The sequence below is a fragment of the Stenotrophomonas nitritireducens genome (genome assembly GCF_050984405.1).
GTDB classification, from domain to species: Bacteria; Pseudomonadota; Gammaproteobacteria; order Xanthomonadales; family Xanthomonadaceae; genus Stenotrophomonas; species Stenotrophomonas nitritireducens_B.
The window spans coordinates 1,400,750-1,421,171 of sequence record NZ_CP158790.1; the positions used below are offsets into that span (position 1 = coordinate 1,400,750).

Genomic DNA, 20,422 nt, shown 5'->3' on the forward strand with positions numbered 1-20,422 from the left:
GCGTCGCCCGACCCTCTCCCCGCCTCCGCGCCCCGACCCACGCCAGCGGCGTGGGCGCTCCAGGGCACGCGCGCCAGTGGCGCGCAAGCCGTGCCTTCTCGCCCCGGTGGGAGAGGAGGCTTTGCATTCCCAGCCTTCCTCCTGCGCCTTGGCAGCGGGGAAACCGGAAACGAAACGATGAACAGCTACGCATTGACCAACGCCCGTGTCCTGGGCAACGACGACTTCCATTCCGGCCATGCCGTGCTGGTGCAGGACGGCAAGGTAGCCGCGGTCCTGCCCGAGGCCTCGCTGCCGGCCGGCGTGCCGCAGCATGATCTTGGCGGCGGCTGGCTGCTGCCGGGTTTCATCGACGTGCAGGTCAACGGCGGCGGCGGCGTGCTGCTCAACAACACGCCGGACGTGGCCGCCCTGCGCGCGATGATGCGCGGGCACCGCCGCTTCGGCACCACCGGCATGATGCCGACGCTGATCAGCGACGACGCGGCGGTGATGGCCAAGGCCATCGCCGCGGTGCGCCAGGCCATCGACGAAGGCGTGCCCGGCATCCTCGGCATCCATCTGGAAGGGCCGTACATCGCGCCGGCGCGCAAGGGCACGCACGACGCCGGCAAGTTCCGCGTGCCCGGGCCGGACGAGGTGGCGATGGCGACCTCGCTGGACAACGGCGTCACCCTGATCACGCTGGCGCCGGAGCGGGTACCGGTCGATACCATCAAGGCGATGGTCGGCAACGGCGCCATCGTCTGCGCCGGCCACACCGCCGGCAGCTACGAGGAAACCCGCGCCGGGCTGGATGCGGGCATAAGCGGCTTCACCCACCTGTACAACGCGATGACGCCGCTGCAGGGGCGCGAACCCGGCGTGGTCGGCGCCGCGCTGGAAGATCCGCACAGCTGGTGCGGGGTGATCGTCGATGGCGTGCACGTGCACCCGGCCAGCCTGCGCGTGGCGCTGGCGGCCAAGCCGCGCGGCAAGGTGCTGCTGGTGACCGACGCGATGCCGATGGTCGGCGCGGACGATCCCTCGTTCGAGCTGTATGGCGAGGTCATCACCGCCGTGGATGGCGTGGTGCGCAACGCCGCCGGCTCGCTGGCCGGCTCGGCGCTGGACATGGCCACCGCCGTGCGCAACACGGTCAACCTGCTGGGGCTGCCGCTGGCCGAGGCGGCGCGCATGGCCTCGACGTATCCGGCGCAGTTCCTGCGCGTGGACGACCGGTACGGGCATATCGCCGCGGGTTACCAGGCGGATTTCGTGCTGCTGGATGAAGGCCTGCAGGTGCAGGCGACGTGGATCGCGGGGCAGCGGGATTGAGGTTTGCTTTCCATCAGTTGGAACGAGTTCGGGACATGGTCCCTCTTCCATGGTGAGGAGAGGCCATACCCAGCGTAGTTTGAGTCGCGCGGAGCTTGCCTGTTTTTCCTCTGGGGAAAACGGCTGAAGGCGAGAGCTTTCGCTCCTGCTTCGCAGGAGCGAGTCACTTTTCTTTGCTTGTGCAAAGAAAAGTAACCAAAAGAAAGCACCCCCTGCCTCCGCGCCCGACGCGCTGCGCGCATCGGGTCCACTCCGCCGCCGGGATTTTTCGACACGACATCCCTGTCGTGTCGAAAAACGACGTGCATCCCTGCACGTCGCCCTTCGGGTCTTATCCGTCGGCTCCGTCGCTGCGGAAGGGAATCCGGAAAGTCAAAAGCTTCAAAGCAACAACAAAAGCAGCAGCAACAACAACGCAGTGCCGACTCCATCGTTTGGGTGAATGCCATGACAGCTTCCCAATCCGTTCGCACCATGCCTGCCCGCTACGCATCGGTCGATGCCCTGCGCGGCATCACCGTCGCGGCCATGCTGCTGGTCAACAACCCGGGCACGTGGAGCCATGTGTACGCGCCGCTGGAACACGCGGAGTGGAACGGCTGCACGCCCACGGACCTGGTATTCCCGTTCTTCCTGGTGATCGTCGGCGTGTCGATCGCGCTGGGTGTGGTGCCGCGCGTCGAGCAGGGCGCGGACCGCGCCGCCCTGACCCGCACCGTGCTGGTGCGCGCGCTGCGCATCGTCGGCCTGGGCATGCTGCTGCACCTGCTGGCGTGGTGGTGGCTGGATCTGGCGCATTACCGGCCGCTGGGCGTGCTGCAGCGCATCGGCGTGTGCTTCGCCGTCGTCGGCACGATGGCGATCTGGCTGCGCGCGTCGGCGCAGCGGGCGGGCCTGCTGCTGGTGCTGGGCGGGTACGCGGCGCTGCTGGCGGCCGGCGGAACCCTCGAGCCCTGGCACAACCTGCCCAGCCGCGTGGATACCGCCCTGTTCGGCGACATGGCATACAAATACGACGCCGCCACCGGGCTGGGGCACGATCCTGAAGGGCTGCTTTCGACGCTCGGCGCGCTGGCCTCGACCCTGATCGGCCTGTGGGCCGGCGCGCTGCTGCGCAGCGGTCGCCCGGCGCGCCTGCTGCTCGCCGCCGCCGTGCTGCTGGCGCTCGGTGCGCTGTGGTCGAACTGGCAGCCGCTCAACAAGAATCTGTGGACGCCGTCCTATGTGCTGTGGACCGCAGGTTGGGCGCTGGCGGCGCTGTGGCTGGCGCACATGCTCATCGACCGCGTGCAGTGGCCGCCGCTGGGCCGGCGCTTCGGCGCCAACGCCATCACCGCCTATGCGGGCTCCGGTGTGATGGTGCTGGCGATGCTCGGCACCGGCAGCTGGGGCTGGCTGTACCGCAACGTGTTCGACCGCTGGATCACGCCGCTGGCCGGTGCCGAAGCGGCGTCGCTGGCGATGGCCATCGCCTTCGTCGCCGTCTGGTGGCTGCCGGTGTGGTGGCTGGACCGGCGGCGCATCTATCTGAAGATCTAGGGGCGGTTGCAGGGCGGGGATCCGTTCTATCCTGCGCCGGTACCGATCCATGGGATGGAAACCACGATGCGCGGGAAGCGGAACAGTGTGACGGTGTCGATCCTGCTGGCGGCGGTGCTGCTGGCGCTGCCGGCCGCGGCGACCCCGGTGCCGTCGTTGCCGGCCCGGGAGCAGATGCTGGGCCTCCTGGAACACCGGGCGCTGCATCGCGACCGGGTCGACTGGACGGCGCTGCGCCGCGATCTCGCCGCCACCGACGATCCGGACCGGCAACGCAGGCTGCTGTCCGACGCCATCAACCGGGCGACCGCGGGCCATGGCGGCTGGATGTCGGCCGAGGAGATGCGCGAGGGGTACCGGAAGCGGGGCGCACGGTCGAGCACGACCCAGGCCGCCGTTGCCGCTGGAGCGCCGGAGACTTACCCGCTCGATGCGCGCCTGGGATTGATCCGCGTGGGTCCCTACCTGCCCGATCCCGCGCTCCCGCGCGAACGGCAGCGGGACGCCGAGCGGCAACACGCGCACCGCCTGCAGGACGAGCTCTGGCGCCAGGACGACGGCAGCCGCTGCGGCTGGATCGTGGACCTGGGCGACAACACCGGCGGCAACATGTGGCCGATGCTGCTGGGCGTGGGCCCGTTGCTGCCGGGCCGGGCCGATGGGCCGGACGTGGTCGGGCATTTTCTGGACGCGACCGGGCTGCAACCCTGGCGCTACCGCGAGGGTGCGGTATGGGTGGGTGACGCGTTGAGGCTGGCGCCGGACGATGCGGCCCGCCGCCTGCGCAGGCCGGACGCACCGGTCGCCTTGCTCCAGTCCGCGCGCACCGCCAGTTCCGGCGAGGCCATCGTGCTGGCCCTGCGCGGGCGCCCGCACAGCCGCAGTTTCGGTACCCCGACCATGGGCTACTCCACCGGCAACGTGCCGGTGACGCTGGTCGATGGCAGCACCCTGCTGCTGACCAGTACGCTGATGAAGGACCGCAACGGCCTGGGCGACGGCGCCCGCATCGCGCCGGACGTCACCGCGGCGCAGCGCGCCGAGGCGACGCGGCTGGCGCAGGCATGGCTGCTGGAACAGCCTGCCTGCAGCGGCAGGCCCGCGCGAAACATGGGGAAACAGGCAACGCGGGAAAGCGCGCGCTGACTCCCGCGTCGGCTCCGCTCAGCGCGCCGCGCCGATCGCGCGGACCCGCGCCTTCTTCAATGCCTCGCCCACCGCCGGGCCGGTGAGGCCCTCGGCGGCGAGGTCGCGTGCGTTGACCGCCAGCGCGGCGGCGTGCAGGCGCTGCAGCGTGGCGCGCTGCGGATAGTCGCTGTCCTCGAAGCCGAGCCGGCCGCGCTTGTCGCACTCGCAGGCCAGCGCCATCTGCGTGATGCGTTCGGGACGGCGGAAGCCGTCGCAGCGCTGGATCAGGTCCAGCACCGTGGCATCGCGCAGTTCGTCGATGCGGTGCACGTTGAGGTGTTCGCGGCACACCGCCTCGGCCAGCTGGCGGTGGTCGGCGGGAATCTTCAGGCGTTCGCACAGCGCCGCCAGCGGCTTGAGCCCGCGCTGTTCGTGCATGACGTGGCGCGGCAGCTGGTCCACCGGGGTGAGCGCCTTGCCCAGGTCGTGGGTGAGCGCGGCGAAGCCGACCAGGTCGTCGCCCGGCGCCAGCCGCGCGGCCATGTCGCTGACCATTTCCTGGTGCGTGCCGGTGTCCACTTCCGGATGGAACTCGGCGCGCTGCGGCACGCCGTACAGCGCTTCCAGTTCCGGCAGGATCGGCGCCAGCGCGCCGGTGTCGTGCAGCGTGCGCAGGAACGCGGAAGGGCGCGGCGCGCGCAGCGCCTTGCGCAGTTCCTGCCAGATGCGTTCGGGCACCAGCGCGTCCAGCTCGCCGCTGTCGGCGATCTGCCGCATCAGCTCCGCGGTTTCCGGCGCGAGCGTGAAACCCAGCGGCGCGAGGCGCGCCATGAACCGCGCCGCGCGCAGCACCCGCAGCGGGTCTTCGACGAAGGCCGGGCCGACGTGGCGCAGCACGCGCGCCTGGATGTCGCGCACGCCGCCCCACGGATCGACCAGCCCGCCGCTGTCGCCGTCGCGGGCGATGGCGTTGATGGTGAAGTCGCGGCGCTGCAGGTCCTGCTCCAGCGTCACCGATGGATCGGCGTCGACCACGAAGCCGCGGTAGCCGCGCCCGCTCTTGCGCTCGGTGCGCGCCAGGGCGTGCTCCTCGCCGGTGTGCGGATGCAGGAACACCGGGAAGTCGCGGCCCACCGGTTTGTAGCCGGCGTCGAGCATCTGCTGCGGGGTGGCGCCGACCACGACCCAGTCGCGGTCGCCATGCGGCAGGCCGAGCAGTTCATCGCGGATGGCGCCGCCAACGAGATAGGTTTTCATGCGGGAATGATGCCGGAAGCGGAGGCTGTTGCCCTCCCGTAGGAGCGACTTCAGTCGCGATGGGCTCTACCGGTGAAGCCCCCTCGCGACTGAAGTCGCTCCTACAGGAGCGGATTCCTGCCCGTCATCCGGCCGGGCAGGCGAACTTCTTGCGCGTGTCCACCCGCTGCCCGCGCATGCGGTCGCTCAGCGGCAGCGCGTCGCCGTCCAGGCGCCAGTCGTAGATCACGCTGAAGGCCAGCACGCGCGCGACGTACTCGCGGGTTTCCTTGTAGCTGATGGTCTCGATCCAGAAATCCGGGTCGAAGCCGGGGCGTTGCGACTGCCAGCGCGCCGTCGGCGTGGGGCCGGCGTTGTAGGCGGCGATGGTCACATAGGGCAGGCCGTCGTACTTGTCCAGCAGCTGCCGCAGGTAGGCGGTGCCGATGGCGATGTTGGTGTCCGCGTCGTACAGGCTGGCCGCGCCGCCGTAGCCGGTCAGGCCGATGCGCTTGGCCACGCCCGCGCCGGTGGCCGGCAGCACCTGCATCAGGCCCATCGCGTTGGCCGGCGAGCGCGCGTTCGGGTTGAAGGTACTTTCGGCGCGGATCTCGGCCGCGACCCAGGCCGGGTCCAGGGCGTTGCGCGCCGCTTCGCGGCGGATCGCCTCGTCGTGGTGGAGCGGGAAACGCAGCGCATACAGGCGCATTTCCTGCGGTCCCTTCAGGCCGAATACCGCGCGGTCGAACCAGCCGGCCTGGCTGGCCACTTCCACCGCCAGGCGGCGCTGGGTGTCGTCGAAACGCGACAGCGCATCGGCCCATTCGCGCGCCGCCCACGCGGCGCGGTCGATGCGGAACAGTTCCAGCGCGCGCACCAGCGCCGGGTCGCGCGCCACCGCCGCGCGCGCCGCCGCGCCGTCGCCGGGATTCCAGGGGCACAGCGCATACGGCTGCCGCAGCTTGTCGGCGGCGAGAAACCCGTGGAAGGTGGATTCGGCGGCGGCGGCGCGATACAGCGGCGCCGCCTCGGCGGCCCTGCCGGTCTTCTCCAGCAGCCGCGCCTCGAACCAGCGCCAGCGCGAATCGCCGCGCTGGGCCGCCGGCATCGCGCGGATCGCGGCCAGCGCCGAAGGCCAGTCGCCGCGTGCCATCGCCTCGCGCGCGCGCCATTCGTGCAGGCGCTCGTCGTAGGCCGATTCCGGTACCGCGGCCAGTCGCCGCGCCGAATCCGGCAGGTAGGACGCCACCGTCCACAGCGCGATCTGGTAGCGCACCTGCGCCTGCTGCGCGGCGCTGAGGTCCAGCGCCTGCGCGTACTGCGGCAGTTGCCGCTCGGCGGCATCGGGATCGGTGCGCGCCAGCTTCGCCAGGCCGTCGGTGGCGATGCGGCGGCTGCGTTCGGTCTTCGGCCACTTCAGCGCGCGCGCATCGGGTTTGTCGACGAAGGCGGCGTAGTCGTTGGCCTGGGCCAGTTCGGCGGCGGGCAGGCCGCGCGCGGCAGCGCGCATCACGCCGGGCTGCTGCGCGTCGGCGGCGGCGTCGATACGCTCCCAGCGCAGCGCCGGCGTCAGCCCGCCGCGGTCGGCGAGACCGGCGAACACCGGGTCGCAGGCGTCGGGCAGGGATTTGCCGCTGCCGCGCCACAACGCCTGCGCGTCGCTGGTCCATTTCGCGTCGGCCTTGCCGGTGGCCAGGCGCGCGTTGAGCTCGGCGCACTGCAGGCCCGGATCGCTGCTCGGCTGCCAGTTGGCCAGCAGCGCCGGCCAGTCCTGGCGCCGCGCCAGCGCCGGCAGCCACACGGCGCGGAACGCATCGGCCACGGCCTGGCCCTGGTAGCGCTTGAGGAAATCCAGCGCCTGCGGCGTGCCCACCGTGTCGATGCCACGGCGCAGCGCACTGTATTCGAGCCAGCCGTACAGCGGGTGGTTGCGCAGGCCGGCGCTCGCGGCGGCGTCGAACTGTCCGCGCTCGGCGTTGTCGATGGCCATGCGCATGGCGGAGCGCTGGGTGTCGAGGTTCTGCGCGCCGGTACCGGTGCAGGCCAGCAGCAGGGACGCGGCGAGAGGCAGCAGGCAGGTGGTTCGTTTCATGGGGGAAGCATAGCCGGGCCACCGTCAACACCGCCGCGGCGTTGCCGGCTCGCGCATGAACGCCTGCCGAAACCGTGGCTGAATGCCGGCCCTGCGCGCCCGGCTGGCGCCCGCGGCCGCGGCGTAGTGTCGATGGCGAGGCGCGCCGCCTCCCCGAAGGAGCGGACCATGGCATTCAGTGCAGCAGGGAGTTCCGGACCGATCGCCGACATCAACGTCACGCCGCTGGTGGACGTGATGCTGGTGCTGCTGATCATCTTCATCGTCACCGCGCCGCTGGTGTCCTGGCCGATCCCGGTGGATCTGCCGCAGCGCACGACCTTGCAGGTGCCGCGCATCGAGCCGCCGCCGCCGATCGAACTGCGGGTGGATGCGGCCAACCAGCTCACCTGGAACGGCCAGGCGCTGCCGGTCGCCGCGCTGCAGGCGCGCCTGCAGGAGCAGGCCCGGTTGCATGCCGGCAACCTGCCGGAACTGCGCATCGACGCCAGCCCCGACGCCGAGTACGACACGATGGCCAAGGTCCTGGCGGCCGCCGACAACGCGCACATGGAGCGCATCGCCTTCCTGCGCTGAGCCTTGCCCAAGGGCCGCCCGCCTGCGTGGGCGGCCCGCTGCGCGGCAACCGTCCGCGGAGACGGCCACGTGCGCCGTGATCGCGACGAAAGTGATGCGTCGGGCGCAGCCGCGGGCTTCCGGCGCAATACACTACGCGCATGCAGACTTCCCGATTCGCGCCGCTGTTGCCGGCGCTGGCGGTGCTCGGCTCGGTGACTTCGCTGGCCATCGGCACCTCCTATGCCAAGCATCTCTTTCCGTTGATCGGCGCCCAGGGCACCAGCGCGCTGCGCGTGGGTTTCTCGGCGCTGTTCCTGCTGCTGCTGTGGCGGCCGTGGCGCTGGCATACCAGCCGCGCCGACGGCGCGGCGATCCTGCGCTACGGCCTCACGCTGGGCCTGATGAACCTGCTGTTCTACATGGCGCTGCGTACGATCCCGTTCGGCATCGCGGTGGCCATCGAGTTCACCGGCCCGCTGACGGTGGCGATGCTGTCCTCGCGGCGGCCGATCGATTTCCTGTGGGTCGGCTGCGCGGTGGCCGGGCTGCTGCTGTTGCTGCCGCTGGCCGGCGGGCCGGCGCTGGACGCGGCGGGCGTGCTGTATGCGCTGGGCGCGGCGGCCTGCTGGGCCCTGTACATCGTGTTCGGCAAGCGCGCCGGGCATCTGCACGCCGGCCATTCGGTATCGCTGGGGCTGGCGGCCGCGGCGCTGGTGGTGGTGCCGGTGGGCATCGCCCATGCCGGCACGGCGTTGCTGCAGCCCCCGATCCTGCTGGCCGGGCTGGTGGTGGCGGTGGTGTCCAGCGCGATCCCGATGTCGCTGGAGATGATGGCGCTCAAGCGTCTGCCCAAGGAAACCTTCGGCATCCTGATCAGCATGGAGCCGGCGGTGGCCGCGCTGTGGGCCTTGCTGCTGCTGCACGAGCGGCTCGGCGGGCTGCAGTGGCTGGCGATCGCCTGCACGGTGCTGGCGTCGGTGGGCAGCGCGGCGACCGCGCGCCGTCCGCCGCCGGCGCCCGCCGCCGTGGTGACGTGAAGGCAACCGCACGAGTTGGCCGACGATTCACGCTGCTGGCGCCGGCGGCCGGCACTGCGGGATGGATCTGGAGGAAAGCCCCCGAGCCAGTGGCGGCCGCGAAGTGACCCGGTGTGGGATCGGGAGCGCGATCCAGGACCCGCAACGCAGACCTTGGGGCGCCAGCGCCTGCGCCGCTACCGCAGGCTGTCGCCCGGCACTTCGACCTGCATTTCCACCGCCAGGTGGTCCGAATGGGCGGCGGCGACGGCGCCGGTTTCGAGCGTGCGCAGGCTGTCGCTGACCAGGATGTGGTCGATGGCCCGGTCCGGTCGCCAGCTGGGGAAGGTCGGCACCAGGCAGCCGGGCGGCTGCAGCCGGGTCCTGCGGTAGAGCACCTGCATTTCCGGGCGTTCGGCCTTGCAGTTGAAGTCGCCCATCAGCACAGCGTTGGGGTAGTCGGACAGCAGGTCGGCGATGAAGTCCAGCTGCGACATGCGCGAGCCCACGCCCAGCGACAGGTGGGCGACGGCGACCGTCAGCCCCTCGCGGCCGTCGCCGAAGCGCGCCAGCAGCACGCCGCGGCCGCCGATGCGGCCGGGCAGGGCGTGGTCCTGCACTTCCACTGGCTCCAGCTTGCTGAGCAGGCCGTTGGCGCTGGAGGCCACGCCGCCCATGCGCCGGTTGGGCTGATGGCTCCAGTAGTTGAAGCCGGCGCGCTGGGCCAGGTAGTGGGTCTGGTTGGTGAAGCCCGAGCGCAGGCTGCCGGGATCGGCCTCCTGCAGGCCGACGATGTCGCGGCCGCTGGCCAGTCTGGCGATGGCGTCCAGGCTGGAGCGCTTGCTGCCCGATGGCAGCGCGTGCGACCAGCTGCGGGTCACGTAGTCGCTGTAGCGGCGCGTGCTGGAACCGGCCTGGATGTTGGCCGTGAGCAGGCGCAGGGTGTGGGTGGGGGATTTCACGGCGGTGGAACAAGGGCCTCGGTGGGAGGCCCTTCATACCTTACTTGGCGTTGGCGGCGCGTTCGCGTGCGATCAGGTGGTCGGCGATGCGCAGCATGTCGTCGTAGCTCTTGCCCTTGACCAGGTACTTGCCGGCGACGATCAGCGACGGCGTGCCGCTGATCTTGCTGCGCTGGGCGAACTGCTTGGCGCGGTTGGTCTTGGCGACCACCGAGAAGCTGCCCATGGTGTCGGCGAAGGTCTTCGGGTTCACGCCGTACTTGCCGTAGAAGTTGGCGATGTCCTCGACCGAGTCGCGGCCCAGTTCGCCCTTGAGCGAATGCTCGACGTGGATGGCCGAGTACAGCGCGTCGTGGGTCTTCTCCTGCACGCCCAGCGCCTCGGCGGCGTAGAAGGCACGGCCGTAGTCGTCCCACATGCTGCCGAACATGGCCGGCACGTAGACGAAGCTGACGTCCGACGGCAGGCCGGCCTTCCACGGCCCGATCAGCGGCTGGAAGCGGGCGCAGGCCGGGCAGACGTAGCCGAACACCTCGGCGACCTCGATCTTGCCGGTCGCCGGCTGGATCGGCTGGCCGCCCTCGATGACGAGGTAGTCGGTGCCGGCCACCGGCTCGGGGCCGACCAGGCGGGCCTGCGCCGGCACCGGGGTGTTGTCGGCGGCCGGTTCGGCGGCGGCTTCATCGCCGGTGGCCGGCGCTGCGGCGGCTTCGCCCTCGGCGGCCGGTGCCGGCGCGGTTTCCGCGGTGCCGGCGGCCGGTTGTTCGGTGGCGGCCGGCGCCACGGCGTCGGCGGAGCCGTCCTGCGCCTTGCAGGCGACCATCAGCGGGAGCAGGGCCGTCAGGGCCAGTACGAAACGGATCTTCATCGGTGGATCTCCAGCGGGAATTCGTCGGGTCGTCAGGTCGCCTGCGGCGACCGCCGGGCGCATGATGACATTATCTGCGGCAGCGGCTGAACCGGTTCGCGGAACGCTCCGGCGCGGATTCAGCGGCGCCGCGCGGCGGCGCGCTCGCGTTCCACCAGGGCGCCGGCGATGCGCAGCTGGTCGTCGAAGCCGCGGCCCTTGACCAGGTACTTGCCGTTGACGATCAGCGCCGGCGTGCCTGGCACCCGGGCGCGCATCGCGAATGCGCGCGCGGCCTTCACCTTTTCGTCGACCTGCCCGCTGCGCAGCGCGTCGATGTAGCGCTGCGGCTGCACGCCATAGCTGGCGTAGAAGGTCGCCAGTTCCTGCGGCGACACGTTCTGCATCGGCAGGCTGCGACGCTCGTGCAGCGCCTTGAACACGTCGGCGTGGCTGCGCTTGAGCACGCCGGTCTGCTCGGCGGCGTAGAAGGCGCGCGCGTAGGCGTCCCAGTGGCCGCCGAAGGCGCCGGGCACCGCGGTGAAGCGCACGTCGGCCGGCAGCTTGCCCACCCAGGCTTCCAGCAGCGGCTCGAAATGGGCGCAGTGGATGCAGGGATAGCCGAACACCTCGACCACCTCGATCTTCCCGGCCAGCGGCGCGAACGGGCCGGGCTCGGCGATCAGTTCATAGTCGCGTCCTTCCACGGGCGCGGCGGTGTCGGCGGCGCAGGCGGCCAGCGGCAGCAGGGCCAGCAGCAGGAGGAACAGGCGCGGGAAATGCTTCATCGGGGAGTCTCCAACTGAAAAAAGAGACGCCGACCGCAGGGGTCGGCGTATCCGGGGAACAGCTTGCGTCGCCGCGGCGACCGGCACCGTCAGGGCTGGGAGGGCGCCGCGGCCACGCCCATGTCGTCGGCCCGTGCGTGCAGGCCCTGCACGTAGCTGGACAGCGCCTGGATTTCCTGCTCGGTCAGCCTGCTCGCCACCTGGGCCATGATCCGGAACTGCGACGGGTCGGTCTCGTTGGTCTGGCCGGCCTGGTAGTGCTGCAGGCGCTGGGCGACGTAACCGGCATGCTGCCCGCCGATATGCGGGTAGGACGGGCCGGGGTTGCCGGCGCCGGTCGGGCCGTGGCAGGCCATGCAGGCCGGGATTTCGCGGCTGGCGTCGCCGCTGCGGTACAGCTTCTGCCCGATCTCGTAGAACTTCATGCCCGCGTACGGGCCGTCGGCGACGGCCATGTCGTCGGCCACGCCGACGCCGGACTTCTGCCCGGCGAAGAAGGCGCCGATGTCGCGCATGTCCTGCGCGGTCATGCCCTGCACGAACGGCAGCATGACGGCGACCGCGCCCTCGGTGCGCTGGCCGCCGGCGATCAGCGCCAGCTGGCGGGCGATGTAGCGCTCGCTCTGGCCGGCCAGGCGCGGGTACATCTCGATGGCGGAGTTGCCGTCGGCGCCATGGCAGGCGGCGCAGGCCTGCGCCTTGCCCTCGCCGGCCTCGGCGTCGCCGGGCATGGTCTTGCTGAGGTCGATTTCCAGCGGCGCGGTCTGCACCGGTGCGTTGTCGGGCACGGGCGTGACCGAACTCTGCGCGAAAGCGACGGCGGCGATCAGCGGGATGGCGAGGGCAGAAACGGCTAAGACACGAGCGTGGCGCATGCAGAAGCTCCGTGTGGAACGGGCCGGGCGGGTCCGCGCCGGCATCGACCGGATTATCCACGCCGTTTCATGGCAGGGTCAACGCACGGGGCGGCAGGGGAGGCCGCGGCGTGCGATCCTATGCCCATGTCACAGCTCCTAGAACGCGCCCGCTACCTGCTTTCCGCCCACAACGCCCGGCAACTGCCGCCCGACGAGGGCGCCGAAGTGGCGTTCGCCGGGCGCTCCAACGCCGGCAAGTCCAGCGCGCTCAACGCGCTGACCCGCCAGAACGCGCTGGCCCGCGTCTCCAAGACCCCCGGCCGCACCCAGCAGCTGGTGTTCTTCCAGGTCACCCCCGACGCGCATCTGGTCGACCTGCCCGGCTACGGCTACGCCAAGGTGCCGCAGGAACTGCAGGCGCACTGGCAGGCCTTCATCGACAACTACTTCCGCACCCGCGACGCGCTCAAGGGGCTCGTCGTGGTGATGGACATCCGCCACCCGCTCAAGGACTACGACCGGCAGATGCTGGCCTACGCGGTGCAGCGCGGCCTGCCGGCGCACGCGCTGTTGACCAAGGCCGACAAGCTCGGCCGCGGCCAGCAGGCGCAGACCCTGCAGAAGGTGCGCAGGGAACTGGCCGACACGTTCGGCGACTCGGTGAGCGTGCAGACGTTCTCCGGCGAGTCGAAGCAGGGCGTGGACGAGGCCCGCGCGGTGATCGGCGGCTGGCTGGGGCTGGAATAAGAACAAAGTGCGCCGGGCGATGCCCGGCGGCATTTCTGTGGAGCCGGGGCTGTGCTCGGCTCCGCGGTGGATCAGTTCAACGGCGAATACTCCGCCGGCACCCAGGCGTAGGCCTGGCCTTCGCTGCGCACGTGGCCCAGGCCCGGGAACGGCAGATGCGCGCCAGCCACCCACCAACCGTTGGCGGCGGCCTGTCGCAGCAGGCCGCGACGGCTGGCGATGGCCGCCTTGCGGTCCGAATCCGCCTCGAATGCGGCCTCCGGGTGCGCGAACTGCACCGCGTGGAAGTGCAGCACATCGCCCCATACCAGCAGTGACTGGCCCTGGCTGTCGAACCGGTAGGAGACATGGCCAGGGGTATGGCCATGGGTATCCATCGCCACCGCACCGCCGGGCAGGGAATCGCCGGGGCTGAAGGTACGCAGGTGGCCGCTGGCCTGGTAAGGCGCAACCGCGTTGCGTGCCAGCGGGAAGGCGAAGCGCACGCCCTTCGGTGCGGTGGTCGCGCTGGCCGGGTCGAGCCAGTAATCGGCATCGGCCCTGGACAGCCACACCGTGGCGTTCGGGTAGGCCGGCCTGCCCTGCGCGTCGAGCACCCCGCACAGGTGATCCGGGTGGGCATGGGTCAGCAGCACCTCGTCCACCTCGGCCGGGTCTACGCCCGCAGCGCGCAGGTTGCCCAGCACCTGGCCCAGGTCGGGGCCAAAGCACTGCGCGGTGCCGGTATCGACCAGGGTCAGGTGGTTGCCTTGGCGCACCAGGAAGGCGTTGATAGCAGTCTGCAGGCCCTTCTTGTCCTCGGGCACGTAGCGGCCCTCCAGCAGCCGGCTGACCAGCGTCGGCGGCAAGTCCACCACTTCCTGCCGGCCCAGCGCGACCACGCCATCGAACAGCGCGGTGACCTGCAGCGCGCCGACGCGCTGGTGATAGACACCCGGCACCTGCTGGATGGGGGCGGGCGAGGTGGCTTCGGCCAGCGCCGCCAGCGGCAGGGAGGACAGCGCCAGCAGCAGGGTGGTGCGCAGTTGTAGAGGACGCAGGGTCATGGTGTGGTTCTCGGTGGATGACGGGCGGTTCCGTTGCGCCCAGCGTGCCGTGGCCGGCGTGTGCGCGGCGCTCAATCCACTGCGTGGAATGCTCAGGGAGGGGGTGTACGCAGGGCTGCGCCCCGCACCCGCTGCGAGCCAGAGCAACGGCCTAAGCGACGGCAACAGCAACAGCGAACACTCCGTGGGAAGGCGGGGTGGGTCCGGTTGCGGGGGACGCCGTAAATCCCGCTCCGCGGTCCGGCCCAGCCGCTGGCGGCTGGGCGTTCGGGCGCTTGCGAAGCAGTGCTTCGCAAGCAAAGCGCCCTCACCCCTGTAGGCTTGGCCGCGGCATCCATGCCGCGGACACCCCCGCAACCGGACTCACCCCGCCTTCGGCAGATTCCGCGATCCGTTGGTGGGAAATGCTCCTGGGGTCAGATCCGCGGATCTGACCCCAGGATTCAAATTCGAAATATTCGATCTCGATGGACATTCATCCACGCATGGCGTGGATCTACCGGCCACCGGGAAACTGTCGAAGGCGGGGCGGTGTGGGCAGGCAGGACCGTTGGCGCCCTGGATGGCGCCAACGAGCCCCCATGGATGGGTTTACGGCGTGTACTGCCTGCCCACACCGCCCCGCCCAACGCGCAGCATCCAATGTCCCGGCGGTTGTTTCGGCCGTTGCCTCGGCGGGTGCAGGGCGCGGCCTTACCGGCCCCCACCCTGGATGTCCGTCGGCGCCAGCCCGTACTGCTCGGCGAAGCGCCTGCTGAAACTGGCCGCAGACCGGTAGCCCGCGCGTGCGGCGACGGTCTTCAGTGGCAGATCGGTGGTGTAGAGCAGTTGCATGCCGTGCGCGAGGCGCGCCTCGGTGAGCAGCTGGCGCAGGCTGGTGTCTTCGGCGGCGAGGCGACGGCGCAGGGTCGCGCCGCTCAGCGCGAACTGCTCTTCCACATCGCGTGATTGCCAGTCGCGCGCCGGCTCGGCGGCAATGCGGTCCCGGATCTGCTCGCCAAGGCTCGGCGCCTGCGGCAGCAGCAGGTTGCCATGACCCTGCCGGCACAGGGTCAGCACCAGCGAGGCCAGGGCCAGCCGCGCTTCGCTGTAACGGCCGTCCTGCAGCGATTGCCGCCACTGGCGCAGCGCCGCGTCATGTTCGATCAACGCCAGCCGCGCCATCGCCGGGCCTGGGGCAGGAAGCGCCTCGTTCCACAGCGTGCGCGCCGCCGCCAGCACTTCGGCGCACAGCGGCACGATGGCGCTGAGGTAGCGGCCGCTGCAGGGATCGGGGGTGTTGACCACATCGATGCGGCAACGCTGGGTCAGCAGCAGGATGTCGCCGGGAACAAACGCCAGCGACTGGTGCGCAGTGCGCACCTGCTTGCGGCCTTCCAGCAGGATCGCGAACTGGGGCTGCGGAATCTCCACCGAACTGGCGCCGTGCTCGCGGCGCGCGGTGATGCAGGCATAGCCCTCGGCGCGTCCGCAGCCGGCCAGGCTGGCCATTTCCGCCAGCAGTGCAGTGGCCGGTGGCAGCATGGCGGTCATGCCACGTGGGCGCCGAACAGGCGGCCGACGCCCGCCGCCGCGGCCATCGCCAGCGCGCCCCAGAACATCACCCGCAGCGCGCCGCGCAGGCGCGGCGCGCCGCCGGCATGGGCGGCCATCGCGCCGGTGATGCAGAGCCCGACCAGGGTGGAGGCGGTGGTGATCTGCGCCACGTGCGCGTGCGGGGCGAGCAGGGCGGTCAGCACCGGCAGTATCGCGCCGGCGATGAAGGCACCGGCCGATGCCAGCGCGGCCTGCAGCGGGCGTGCGCGCAGTTCCTCGGTGATGCCCAGTTCGTCGCGCGCGTGTGCGGCGAGCGCGTCGTGCGCGGTGAGCTGCACGGCGACCTGGTGCGCCAGCTCGGGGGTCAGCCCGCGGCGCCGGTAGATGCCGGCCAGTTCCTCCAGCTCGGTATGCGGATCCTCGTGCAGTTCGCGGCGTTCCAGCGCCAGGTCGGCATGCTCGGTATCGGCCTGCGACTGCACCGAGACGTATTCGCCGGCGGCCATCGACATCGCGCCGGCGACCGTGCCGGCCACGCCGGTGGCCAGTACGGTGGAGGCCGGCGCGCCGCTGGCGGCGATGCCGACCACCAGCCCGGCGACGGAGACGATGCCGTCGTTGGCGCCGAGCACGGCCGCGCGTAGCCAGCCGACGCGGTCGGAGCGGTGGACTTCCTTGTGCGGGGAACGTTTCATGCCCGCCAGTGTAGGCCGCTGGCAGGTGCCCGGCCGGAATGACTCGCAGCTGCGGCTGCGAGCGCCGGTCAAGTCGTCGCCGGTGGGATGCTGAAAACCGTCACCGCGACATGCCGGCAATAGGCGCCGCGATATAGTGCGCGCTCGGAAGCTGTTCGCGATCCATCGTGAGCGAGGGCCGGCGGCCCGTGGCGGAGCGCAGCAAGCGCCGCGTAGCGATACGCGTGCGTTGCCGGCCGCGCGGGAGGCGGGACGAGCGCGACGGATCGCGGGCCGGTTCTTGTGATGCCGGGGGCAGGCCCCCATTTCCCCCGCCCAGCCAGACCACTGCGAGCCAGCCCTTGTCGAGCCCCAGCCACGTCGCCGATACGCCCATTACCGACCGCTCGCAGCTGGTGGGGGTGATCGCCTCCGGCGAGAAGCCGCGCCCGCAGTGGCGCATCGGCACCGAGCACGAGAAGTTCGGGTTCCGCCTGGACGACCTGCGCCCGCCGACCTTCGAGGGCGAGCGCGGCATCCAGGCGCTGCTGACCGGGCTGACCCGCTTCGGCTGGGAACCGGTGCAGGAGAACGGCAACACCATCGCCCTGCTGCGCGACGGCGCGTCGGTGACGCTGGAGCCGGCCGGCCAGCTGGAACTGTCCGGCGCGGCGCTGGAAACCATCCACCAGACCTGCGTGGAGACCGGCACCCACCTCAACGAGGTCGCGCAGGTGGCCGGCGAGCTGCGGCTGGGCTTCCTCGGCATGGGCTTCCAGCCGAAGTGGACGCGCGCGGACATGCCGTGGATGCCCAAGGGCCGCTACCGCATCATGCGCGACTACATGCCCAGGGTCGGCTCGCTCGGCCTGGACATGATGACCCGCACCAGCACGGTCCAGGTCAACCTGGACTACGCCTCCGAAGCGGACATGGTGAAGAAGTTCCGCGTGTCGCTGGCGCTGCAGCCGATCGCCACCGCGCTGTTCGCCGATTCGCCGTTCACCGAGGGCAGGCCGAACGGTTACCTGAGCTACCGCTCGCACATCTGGACCGACACCGACGCCGACCGCACCGGCATGCTCGACTTCGTGTTCGAGGACGGCTTCGGCTATGAGCGCTATGTCGACTACCTGCTCGACGTGCCGATGTACTTCTCCTACCGCGATGGCATCTACCACGACGCCAGCGGCAAGTCGTTCCGCCGCTTCCTCAAGGGCGAACTGGACGTGCTGCCGGGCGCGCTGCCGACGCTGCGCGACTGGTCCGACCACATGACCACCGCCTTCCCGGAAGTACGGCTGAAGAAGTACCTGGAAATGCGCGGCGCCGACAGCGGCCCGTGGAGCCGCATCTGCGCGCTGCCGGCGTTCTGGGTGGGCCTGCTGTACGACGACGCGGCGCTGGACGCGGCCTGGGACCTGGTCAAGGATTTCAGCCTGGCCGAGCGCCACGCGCTGCGCGACGGCGTGCCGAAGCAGGCGATGAATCTGCCGTTCCGCGGCGGCAGCGTGCGCGACCTGGCGCGGCGCGCGCTGGAGATCTCGCGCGAAGGCCTGCGCCGGCGCGCCGCGCTCAACGGCGACGGCCAGGACGAGACGCGTTTCCTCGACGTGCTGCAGGAGATCGTCGATTCCGGCCGGACCGCCGCCGAGCGCAAGCTGGAGCTGTTCCACGGCGCATGGAACGGCAGCGTCGATCCGGTGTTCGGCGAATTCGCCTACTGATGCGGCGTCCGGCCCGTTGCTAGACTGCCGGCTCCTTTCGCGGAGACAGGTACATGGGCAACACGGACGAGATCGTCTTCTACACCAACCCGCAGTCGCGCGGCCGCATCGTGCGCTGGATGCTGGAGGAGACGGGCCAGCCCTACCGCACCGAGGTGCTGGGCTACGGCGAGGGCATGAAGTCGGCTGACTACCTGGCCATCAACCCCATGGGCAAGGTGCCGGCCATCGTCCATCGCGGCGTGGCGGTCACCGAGGCTGCCGCCATCTGCAGCTACCTGGCCGATGCGTTCCCGCAGGCCGGGCTGGCGCCGGCGCAGGACGACCCGCTGCGCGGCAGCTACTTCCGCTGGCTGTTCTTCGCCGCCGGGCCGGTCGAGGCCGCGGTCAGCGCCAAGGCGCTGGGCCTGCTGGCGCCGCCGGAGAAGGCCGGCATGGTGGGCTACGGCAGTTTCGACCAGGTGGTCGACACCCTGGAGAAGGCCGCCGCGGGCGCCGCGCCGTGGCTGCTGGGCGAGCGTTTCAGCGCCGCCGATGTCTACGTGGGCAGCCAGGTGCTGTGGGGCATGATGTTCAAGAGCCTGCCCGAGCGGCCGGCCTTCGCCGAGTACGGCGCGCGCCTGCGCGCGCGCCCGGCGTGGCAGCGCGCCGCCGCGCTGGACGACGCGCTGGCCGCCGGCGGCTGAGCCGCGGACCGCGGTCGCACGGTGGCTTGACCCCGGTCAGGGCGGACGCCGCCGCCGGCACGCAGTATCGGCGGGCGGGCACGGTCGCCCGCCGCCGGGTCGGCCGCGGGGCGGGCATCCGGTCGCGTGCCCGCCCCGGGAGTATGTCGATGACGCAATTCAGGATTTCCCTGTCCGGCACGGCGCCGGACCTGCAGGTGCTGGAAGACGCGCTGCAGGATGCCGATCCTTCCGTCCTGCTGGACATCGAGCCGCTCAGCCGGGTGCTGCGCATCTCGACCCTGCTGGACGAACACAGCCTGCTGCCGGCGCTGGGCCGCGGCGGCCTGCCGATCTCCGCCGCGCAGCTGGAGCGCGTGCCTTCGGAATGCTGTGGCGGCTGCGGCGGCTGAGCCGTCGCGGCGCGAAGTCCCCGAATGGAGGCCGGCACGTCGGCGCCACGCGTGCCGGCCTTCCGTTCCTGCCTGGCTCGACGCTGTGGACGTGATGCGCCCGGTGGGAAAGCCACGCGCCGGCATCGGCGCGATCCCGTGCCGCTCGGCGGAGCGCATGCGCCGCCTGCCGCCGCGTGACGTTTTCCATGCAGTGCGCCCTGCATCGGCTCGCGTAAGATCCGGCGACCCGACCCTGGAGCTTCCCGTGAAGACGTCGTCCCTGCTCGCCGCGACCGCCTTGCTCGCGCTGCCTTTCGCCTTCCAGGCGCAGGCCGCCCTCCCGATGTTCAACGGCACCTGCCCCGGTGGACTGGAGGTGCATGCCGACGATGGCGGGCCGGTCTATGTCAACGGCAAGGAAACCCGGCTAAAGCGCTTCAACGACGATTACGTCGAAGCGCACGACCCGGCCAGCGGCGTGACCCTGTCGATCACGACGTCCGCCGACGGCGGTGTGCAGATGTCCTATACGGGGCAAGGCGGCGCGAACGGCGTGTGTTCGATCGGCCGCCACGACGCGCGCGGCGGATCGCACGACGCGCCCGCGGGTCTGCCCCGGGAAGTGACCTGTCAATCGCAGGGTAATACCCAGGCCGAGTGCGACATGGACACCCGAGGCGATGTCCAGGTCGTGCGTCAGCTGAGCCGCACCGAATGCGTGGAGGGCCGGAACTGGGGGCTGTCGCGCAATTCCGTCTGGGTCAAGGACGGGTGCCGCGCGGTGTTCCGCAACACGCCGGGGGACGGCGGGCATCAGGCCGACCACGGCCAGCACCGCGGTTACGTGGCGCCCGTGGCCGCCGCCGACGGTGCCGGGCTGCTGGGCGCCTGCAATCGGCGTGCGGGCGCATCCGGCGCGCTGGTCACGCGCGTGCCGCTGAACGACGAGGCCGCCGAACTGATCATCGATTATCCGGACGGCCGCTACCTGTGCATGGCGCGCAACGATGGCCAGGTGATGTCCTTGACCCGGTTGAAGCGCCAGCCGAAGTGATCGTCTGGGCGGCGGGGTGCCGCCCAGACGATGAGTGGGCGCAGGTGGCGGTGACTGCGCTGCCGTACCTGCAACAGGATGCCCTCGCGCCTCCGCGGCGTATTGCCCGGGCGGCGCGTTTTCATGTCGGCGGCTCCGGTGGATGTCATGGCCGCCGGCGCCGCGTCGTCGGAAGCTGCGGCCGGCATCGCCGTGGCAGCGGGCGGGATCTCCGCGCAAGCCTCCGGGGAACGGCAGC

The 20,422-nt window shown here is 71.0% G+C and carries 19 protein-coding genes; 10 read left to right on the forward strand and 9 right to left on the reverse strand.

The window, feature by feature from the left end; genetic code table 11:
- Positions 1–177: 177 nt before the first annotated feature.
- The 3 genes from nagA to ABTV91_RS05900 all read left to right on the forward strand — a co-directional run bounded on the left by nagA (position 178) and on the right by ABTV91_RS05900 (position 4,002).
- Positions 178–1,317 (forward strand): N-acetylglucosamine-6-phosphate deacetylase, encoded by a 1,140-nt coding sequence (gene nagA, locus ABTV91_RS05890; RefSeq protein ID WP_433853673.1) that lies wholly within the window; start codon positions 178–180, stop codon positions 1,315–1,317.
- A gap of 474 nt (positions 1,318–1,791) precedes the next feature.
- Entirely contained in the window at positions 1,792–2,856 is a 1,065-nt protein-coding gene (locus ABTV91_RS05895) for an acyltransferase family protein (protein WP_433853674.1), read from the forward strand.
- A gap of 66 nt (positions 2,857–2,922) precedes the next feature.
- Positions 2,923–4,002, forward strand: a complete 1,080-nt coding sequence (locus ABTV91_RS05900; RefSeq protein ID WP_433853675.1) for a S41 family peptidase — start codon at positions 2,923–2,925, stop codon at positions 4,000–4,002.
- 18 nt (positions 4,003–4,020) lie between these two features.
- Here the strand turns inward: ABTV91_RS05900 and ABTV91_RS05905 are convergent, their stop codons facing one another.
- A complete protein-coding gene (locus ABTV91_RS05905) occupies positions 4,021–5,241 on the reverse strand; it encodes a multifunctional CCA addition/repair protein (RefSeq protein ID WP_433853676.1) in 1,221 nt (406 codons plus the stop codon).
- A gap of 124 nt (positions 5,242–5,365) precedes the next feature.
- The gene (locus ABTV91_RS05910) at positions 5,366–7,312 is read right to left on the reverse strand and encodes a transglycosylase SLT domain-containing protein (protein WP_433853677.1); all 1,947 of its coding nucleotides are present in this window, start codon (positions 7,310–7,312) and stop codon (positions 5,366–5,368) included.
- Positions 7,313–7,480: 168 nt separating this feature from the next.
- Between ABTV91_RS05910 and ABTV91_RS05915 the strand changes: the two genes are divergently transcribed.
- The gene (locus ABTV91_RS05915) at positions 7,481–7,888 is read left to right on the forward strand and encodes an ExbD/TolR family protein (protein WP_433853678.1); all 408 of its coding nucleotides are present in this window, start codon (positions 7,481–7,483) and stop codon (positions 7,886–7,888) included.
- A 140-nt stretch (positions 7,889–8,028) separates the two neighbouring features.
- Positions 8,029–8,907: an EamA family transporter gene (locus tag ABTV91_RS05920; RefSeq protein WP_433853679.1), complete on the forward strand. Its 879-nt coding sequence runs from the start codon at positions 8,029–8,031 to the stop codon at positions 8,905–8,907.
- 176 nt (positions 8,908–9,083) lie between these two features.
- Here ABTV91_RS05920 and ABTV91_RS05925 read toward each other — a convergent pair whose 3' ends face one another.
- The 4 genes from ABTV91_RS05925 to ABTV91_RS05940 form a co-directional block, all read right to left on the reverse strand.
- Positions 9,084–9,821 carry an endonuclease/exonuclease/phosphatase family protein gene (locus tag ABTV91_RS05925; protein ID WP_433854130.1) on the reverse strand — a complete coding sequence of 246 codons (738 nt, stop codon included), beginning with the start codon at positions 9,819–9,821 and terminating at the stop codon, positions 9,084–9,086.
- Positions 9,822–9,888: 67 nt separating this feature from the next.
- On the reverse strand, positions 9,889–10,716 hold the full coding sequence (locus ABTV91_RS05930; protein ID WP_433853680.1) for a thiol:disulfide interchange protein DsbA/DsbL: 828 nt from the start codon (positions 10,714–10,716) through the stop codon (positions 9,889–9,891).
- A 119-nt stretch (positions 10,717–10,835) separates the two neighbouring features.
- A complete protein-coding gene (locus ABTV91_RS05935) occupies positions 10,836–11,483 on the reverse strand; it encodes a thiol:disulfide interchange protein DsbA/DsbL (RefSeq protein ID WP_433853681.1) in 648 nt (215 codons plus the stop codon).
- A gap of 89 nt (positions 11,484–11,572) precedes the next feature.
- The gene (locus tag ABTV91_RS05940; RefSeq protein WP_433853682.1) at positions 11,573–12,358 is read right to left on the reverse strand and encodes a c-type cytochrome; all 786 of its coding nucleotides are present in this window, start codon (positions 12,356–12,358) and stop codon (positions 11,573–11,575) included.
- Between the two features lie 126 nt (positions 12,359–12,484).
- Here ABTV91_RS05940 and yihA point away from each other — a divergent pair, with 126 nt between their 5' ends.
- Positions 12,485–13,087, forward strand: coding sequence for a ribosome biogenesis GTP-binding protein YihA/YsxC (gene yihA / locus ABTV91_RS05945; RefSeq protein WP_433853683.1), 603 nt, complete (start codon positions 12,485–12,487; stop codon positions 13,085–13,087).
- A gap of 71 nt (positions 13,088–13,158) precedes the next feature.
- Here yihA and ABTV91_RS05950 read toward each other — a convergent pair whose 3' ends face one another.
- The 3 genes from ABTV91_RS05950 to ABTV91_RS05960 all read right to left on the reverse strand — a co-directional run bounded on the left by ABTV91_RS05950 (position 13,159) and on the right by ABTV91_RS05960 (position 16,364).
- Positions 13,159–14,133 (reverse strand): MBL fold metallo-hydrolase, encoded by a 975-nt coding sequence (locus tag ABTV91_RS05950; protein WP_433853684.1) that lies wholly within the window; start codon positions 14,131–14,133, stop codon positions 13,159–13,161.
- 693 nt (positions 14,134–14,826) lie between these two features.
- Entirely contained in the window at positions 14,827–15,666 is an 840-nt protein-coding gene (locus tag ABTV91_RS05955) for a helix-turn-helix transcriptional regulator (RefSeq protein ID WP_433853685.1), read from the reverse strand.
- Positions 15,663–16,364, reverse strand: coding sequence for a VIT1/CCC1 transporter family protein (locus ABTV91_RS05960; protein ID WP_433853686.1), 702 nt, complete (start codon positions 16,362–16,364; stop codon positions 15,663–15,665). The genes ABTV91_RS05955 and ABTV91_RS05960 overlap by 4 nt, the downstream gene beginning before the upstream one ends.
- 341 nt (positions 16,365–16,705) lie before the next feature.
- On the opposite strand from ABTV91_RS05960, the gene ABTV91_RS05965 reads away from it, so the two are divergent.
- The 4 genes from ABTV91_RS05965 to ABTV91_RS05980 all read left to right on the forward strand — a co-directional run bounded on the left by ABTV91_RS05965 (position 16,706) and on the right by ABTV91_RS05980 (position 20,184).
- The gene (locus ABTV91_RS05965; protein ID WP_433853687.1) at positions 16,706–18,070 is read left to right on the forward strand and encodes a glutamate--cysteine ligase; all 1,365 of its coding nucleotides are present in this window, start codon (positions 16,706–16,708) and stop codon (positions 18,068–18,070) included.
- Between the two features lie 53 nt (positions 18,071–18,123).
- Positions 18,124–18,756 (forward strand): glutathione S-transferase family protein, encoded by a 633-nt coding sequence (locus ABTV91_RS05970; RefSeq protein ID WP_433853688.1) that lies wholly within the window; start codon positions 18,124–18,126, stop codon positions 18,754–18,756.
- Between the two features lie 149 nt (positions 18,757–18,905).
- Positions 18,906–19,148, forward strand: coding sequence for a hypothetical protein (locus tag ABTV91_RS05975; RefSeq protein ID WP_153191005.1), 243 nt, complete (start codon positions 18,906–18,908; stop codon positions 19,146–19,148).
- A 247-nt stretch (positions 19,149–19,395) separates the two neighbouring features.
- Entirely contained in the window at positions 19,396–20,184 is a 789-nt protein-coding gene (locus tag ABTV91_RS05980) for a DUF3011 domain-containing protein (RefSeq protein WP_433853689.1), read from the forward strand.
- Positions 20,185–20,422 lie beyond the last annotated feature (238 nt).

Coding starts and splice junctions, on each gene's coding strand:
- ABTV91_RS05905 (WP_433853676.1), bottom strand. CDS start 5,241: ATGAAAACCTATCTCGTTGGCGGCGCCATCCGCGATGAACTGCTCGGC.
- ABTV91_RS05930 (WP_433853680.1), bottom strand. CDS start 10,716: ATGAAGATCCGTTTCGTACTGGCCCTGACGGCCCTGCTCCCGCTGATG.
- yihA (WP_433853683.1), top strand. CDS start 12,485: ATGTCACAGCTCCTAGAACGCGCCCGCTACCTGCTTTCCGCCCACAAC.
- ABTV91_RS05950 (WP_433853684.1), bottom strand. CDS start 14,133: ATGACCCTGCGTCCTCTACAACTGCGCACCACCCTGCTGCTGGCGCTG.
- ABTV91_RS05900 (WP_433853675.1), top strand. CDS start 2,923: ATGCGCGGGAAGCGGAACAGTGTGACGGTGTCGATCCTGCTGGCGGCG.
- ABTV91_RS05970 (WP_433853688.1), top strand. CDS start 18,124: ATGGGCAACACGGACGAGATCGTCTTCTACACCAACCCGCAGTCGCGC.
- ABTV91_RS05915 (WP_433853678.1), top strand. CDS start 7,481: ATGGCATTCAGTGCAGCAGGGAGTTCCGGACCGATCGCCGACATCAAC.
- ABTV91_RS05895 (WP_433853674.1), top strand. CDS start 1,792: ATGCCTGCCCGCTACGCATCGGTCGATGCCCTGCGCGGCATCACCGTC.
- ABTV91_RS05910 (WP_433853677.1), bottom strand. CDS start 7,312: ATGAAACGAACCACCTGCCTGCTGCCTCTCGCCGCGTCCCTGCTGCTG.
- ABTV91_RS05920 (WP_433853679.1), top strand. CDS start 8,029: ATGCAGACTTCCCGATTCGCGCCGCTGTTGCCGGCGCTGGCGGTGCTC.
- nagA (WP_433853673.1), top strand. CDS start 178: ATGAACAGCTACGCATTGACCAACGCCCGTGTCCTGGGCAACGACGAC.
- ABTV91_RS05955 (WP_433853685.1), bottom strand. CDS start 15,666: ATGACCGCCATGCTGCCACCGGCCACTGCACTGCTGGCGGAAATGGCC.
- ABTV91_RS05975 (WP_153191005.1), top strand. CDS start 18,906: ATGACGCAATTCAGGATTTCCCTGTCCGGCACGGCGCCGGACCTGCAG.
- ABTV91_RS05940 (WP_433853682.1), bottom strand. CDS start 12,358: ATGCGCCACGCTCGTGTCTTAGCCGTTTCTGCCCTCGCCATCCCGCTG.
- ABTV91_RS05935 (WP_433853681.1), bottom strand. CDS start 11,483: ATGAAGCATTTCCCGCGCCTGTTCCTCCTGCTGCTGGCCCTGCTGCCG.
- ABTV91_RS05960 (WP_433853686.1), bottom strand. CDS start 16,364: ATGAAACGTTCCCCGCACAAGGAAGTCCACCGCTCCGACCGCGTCGGC.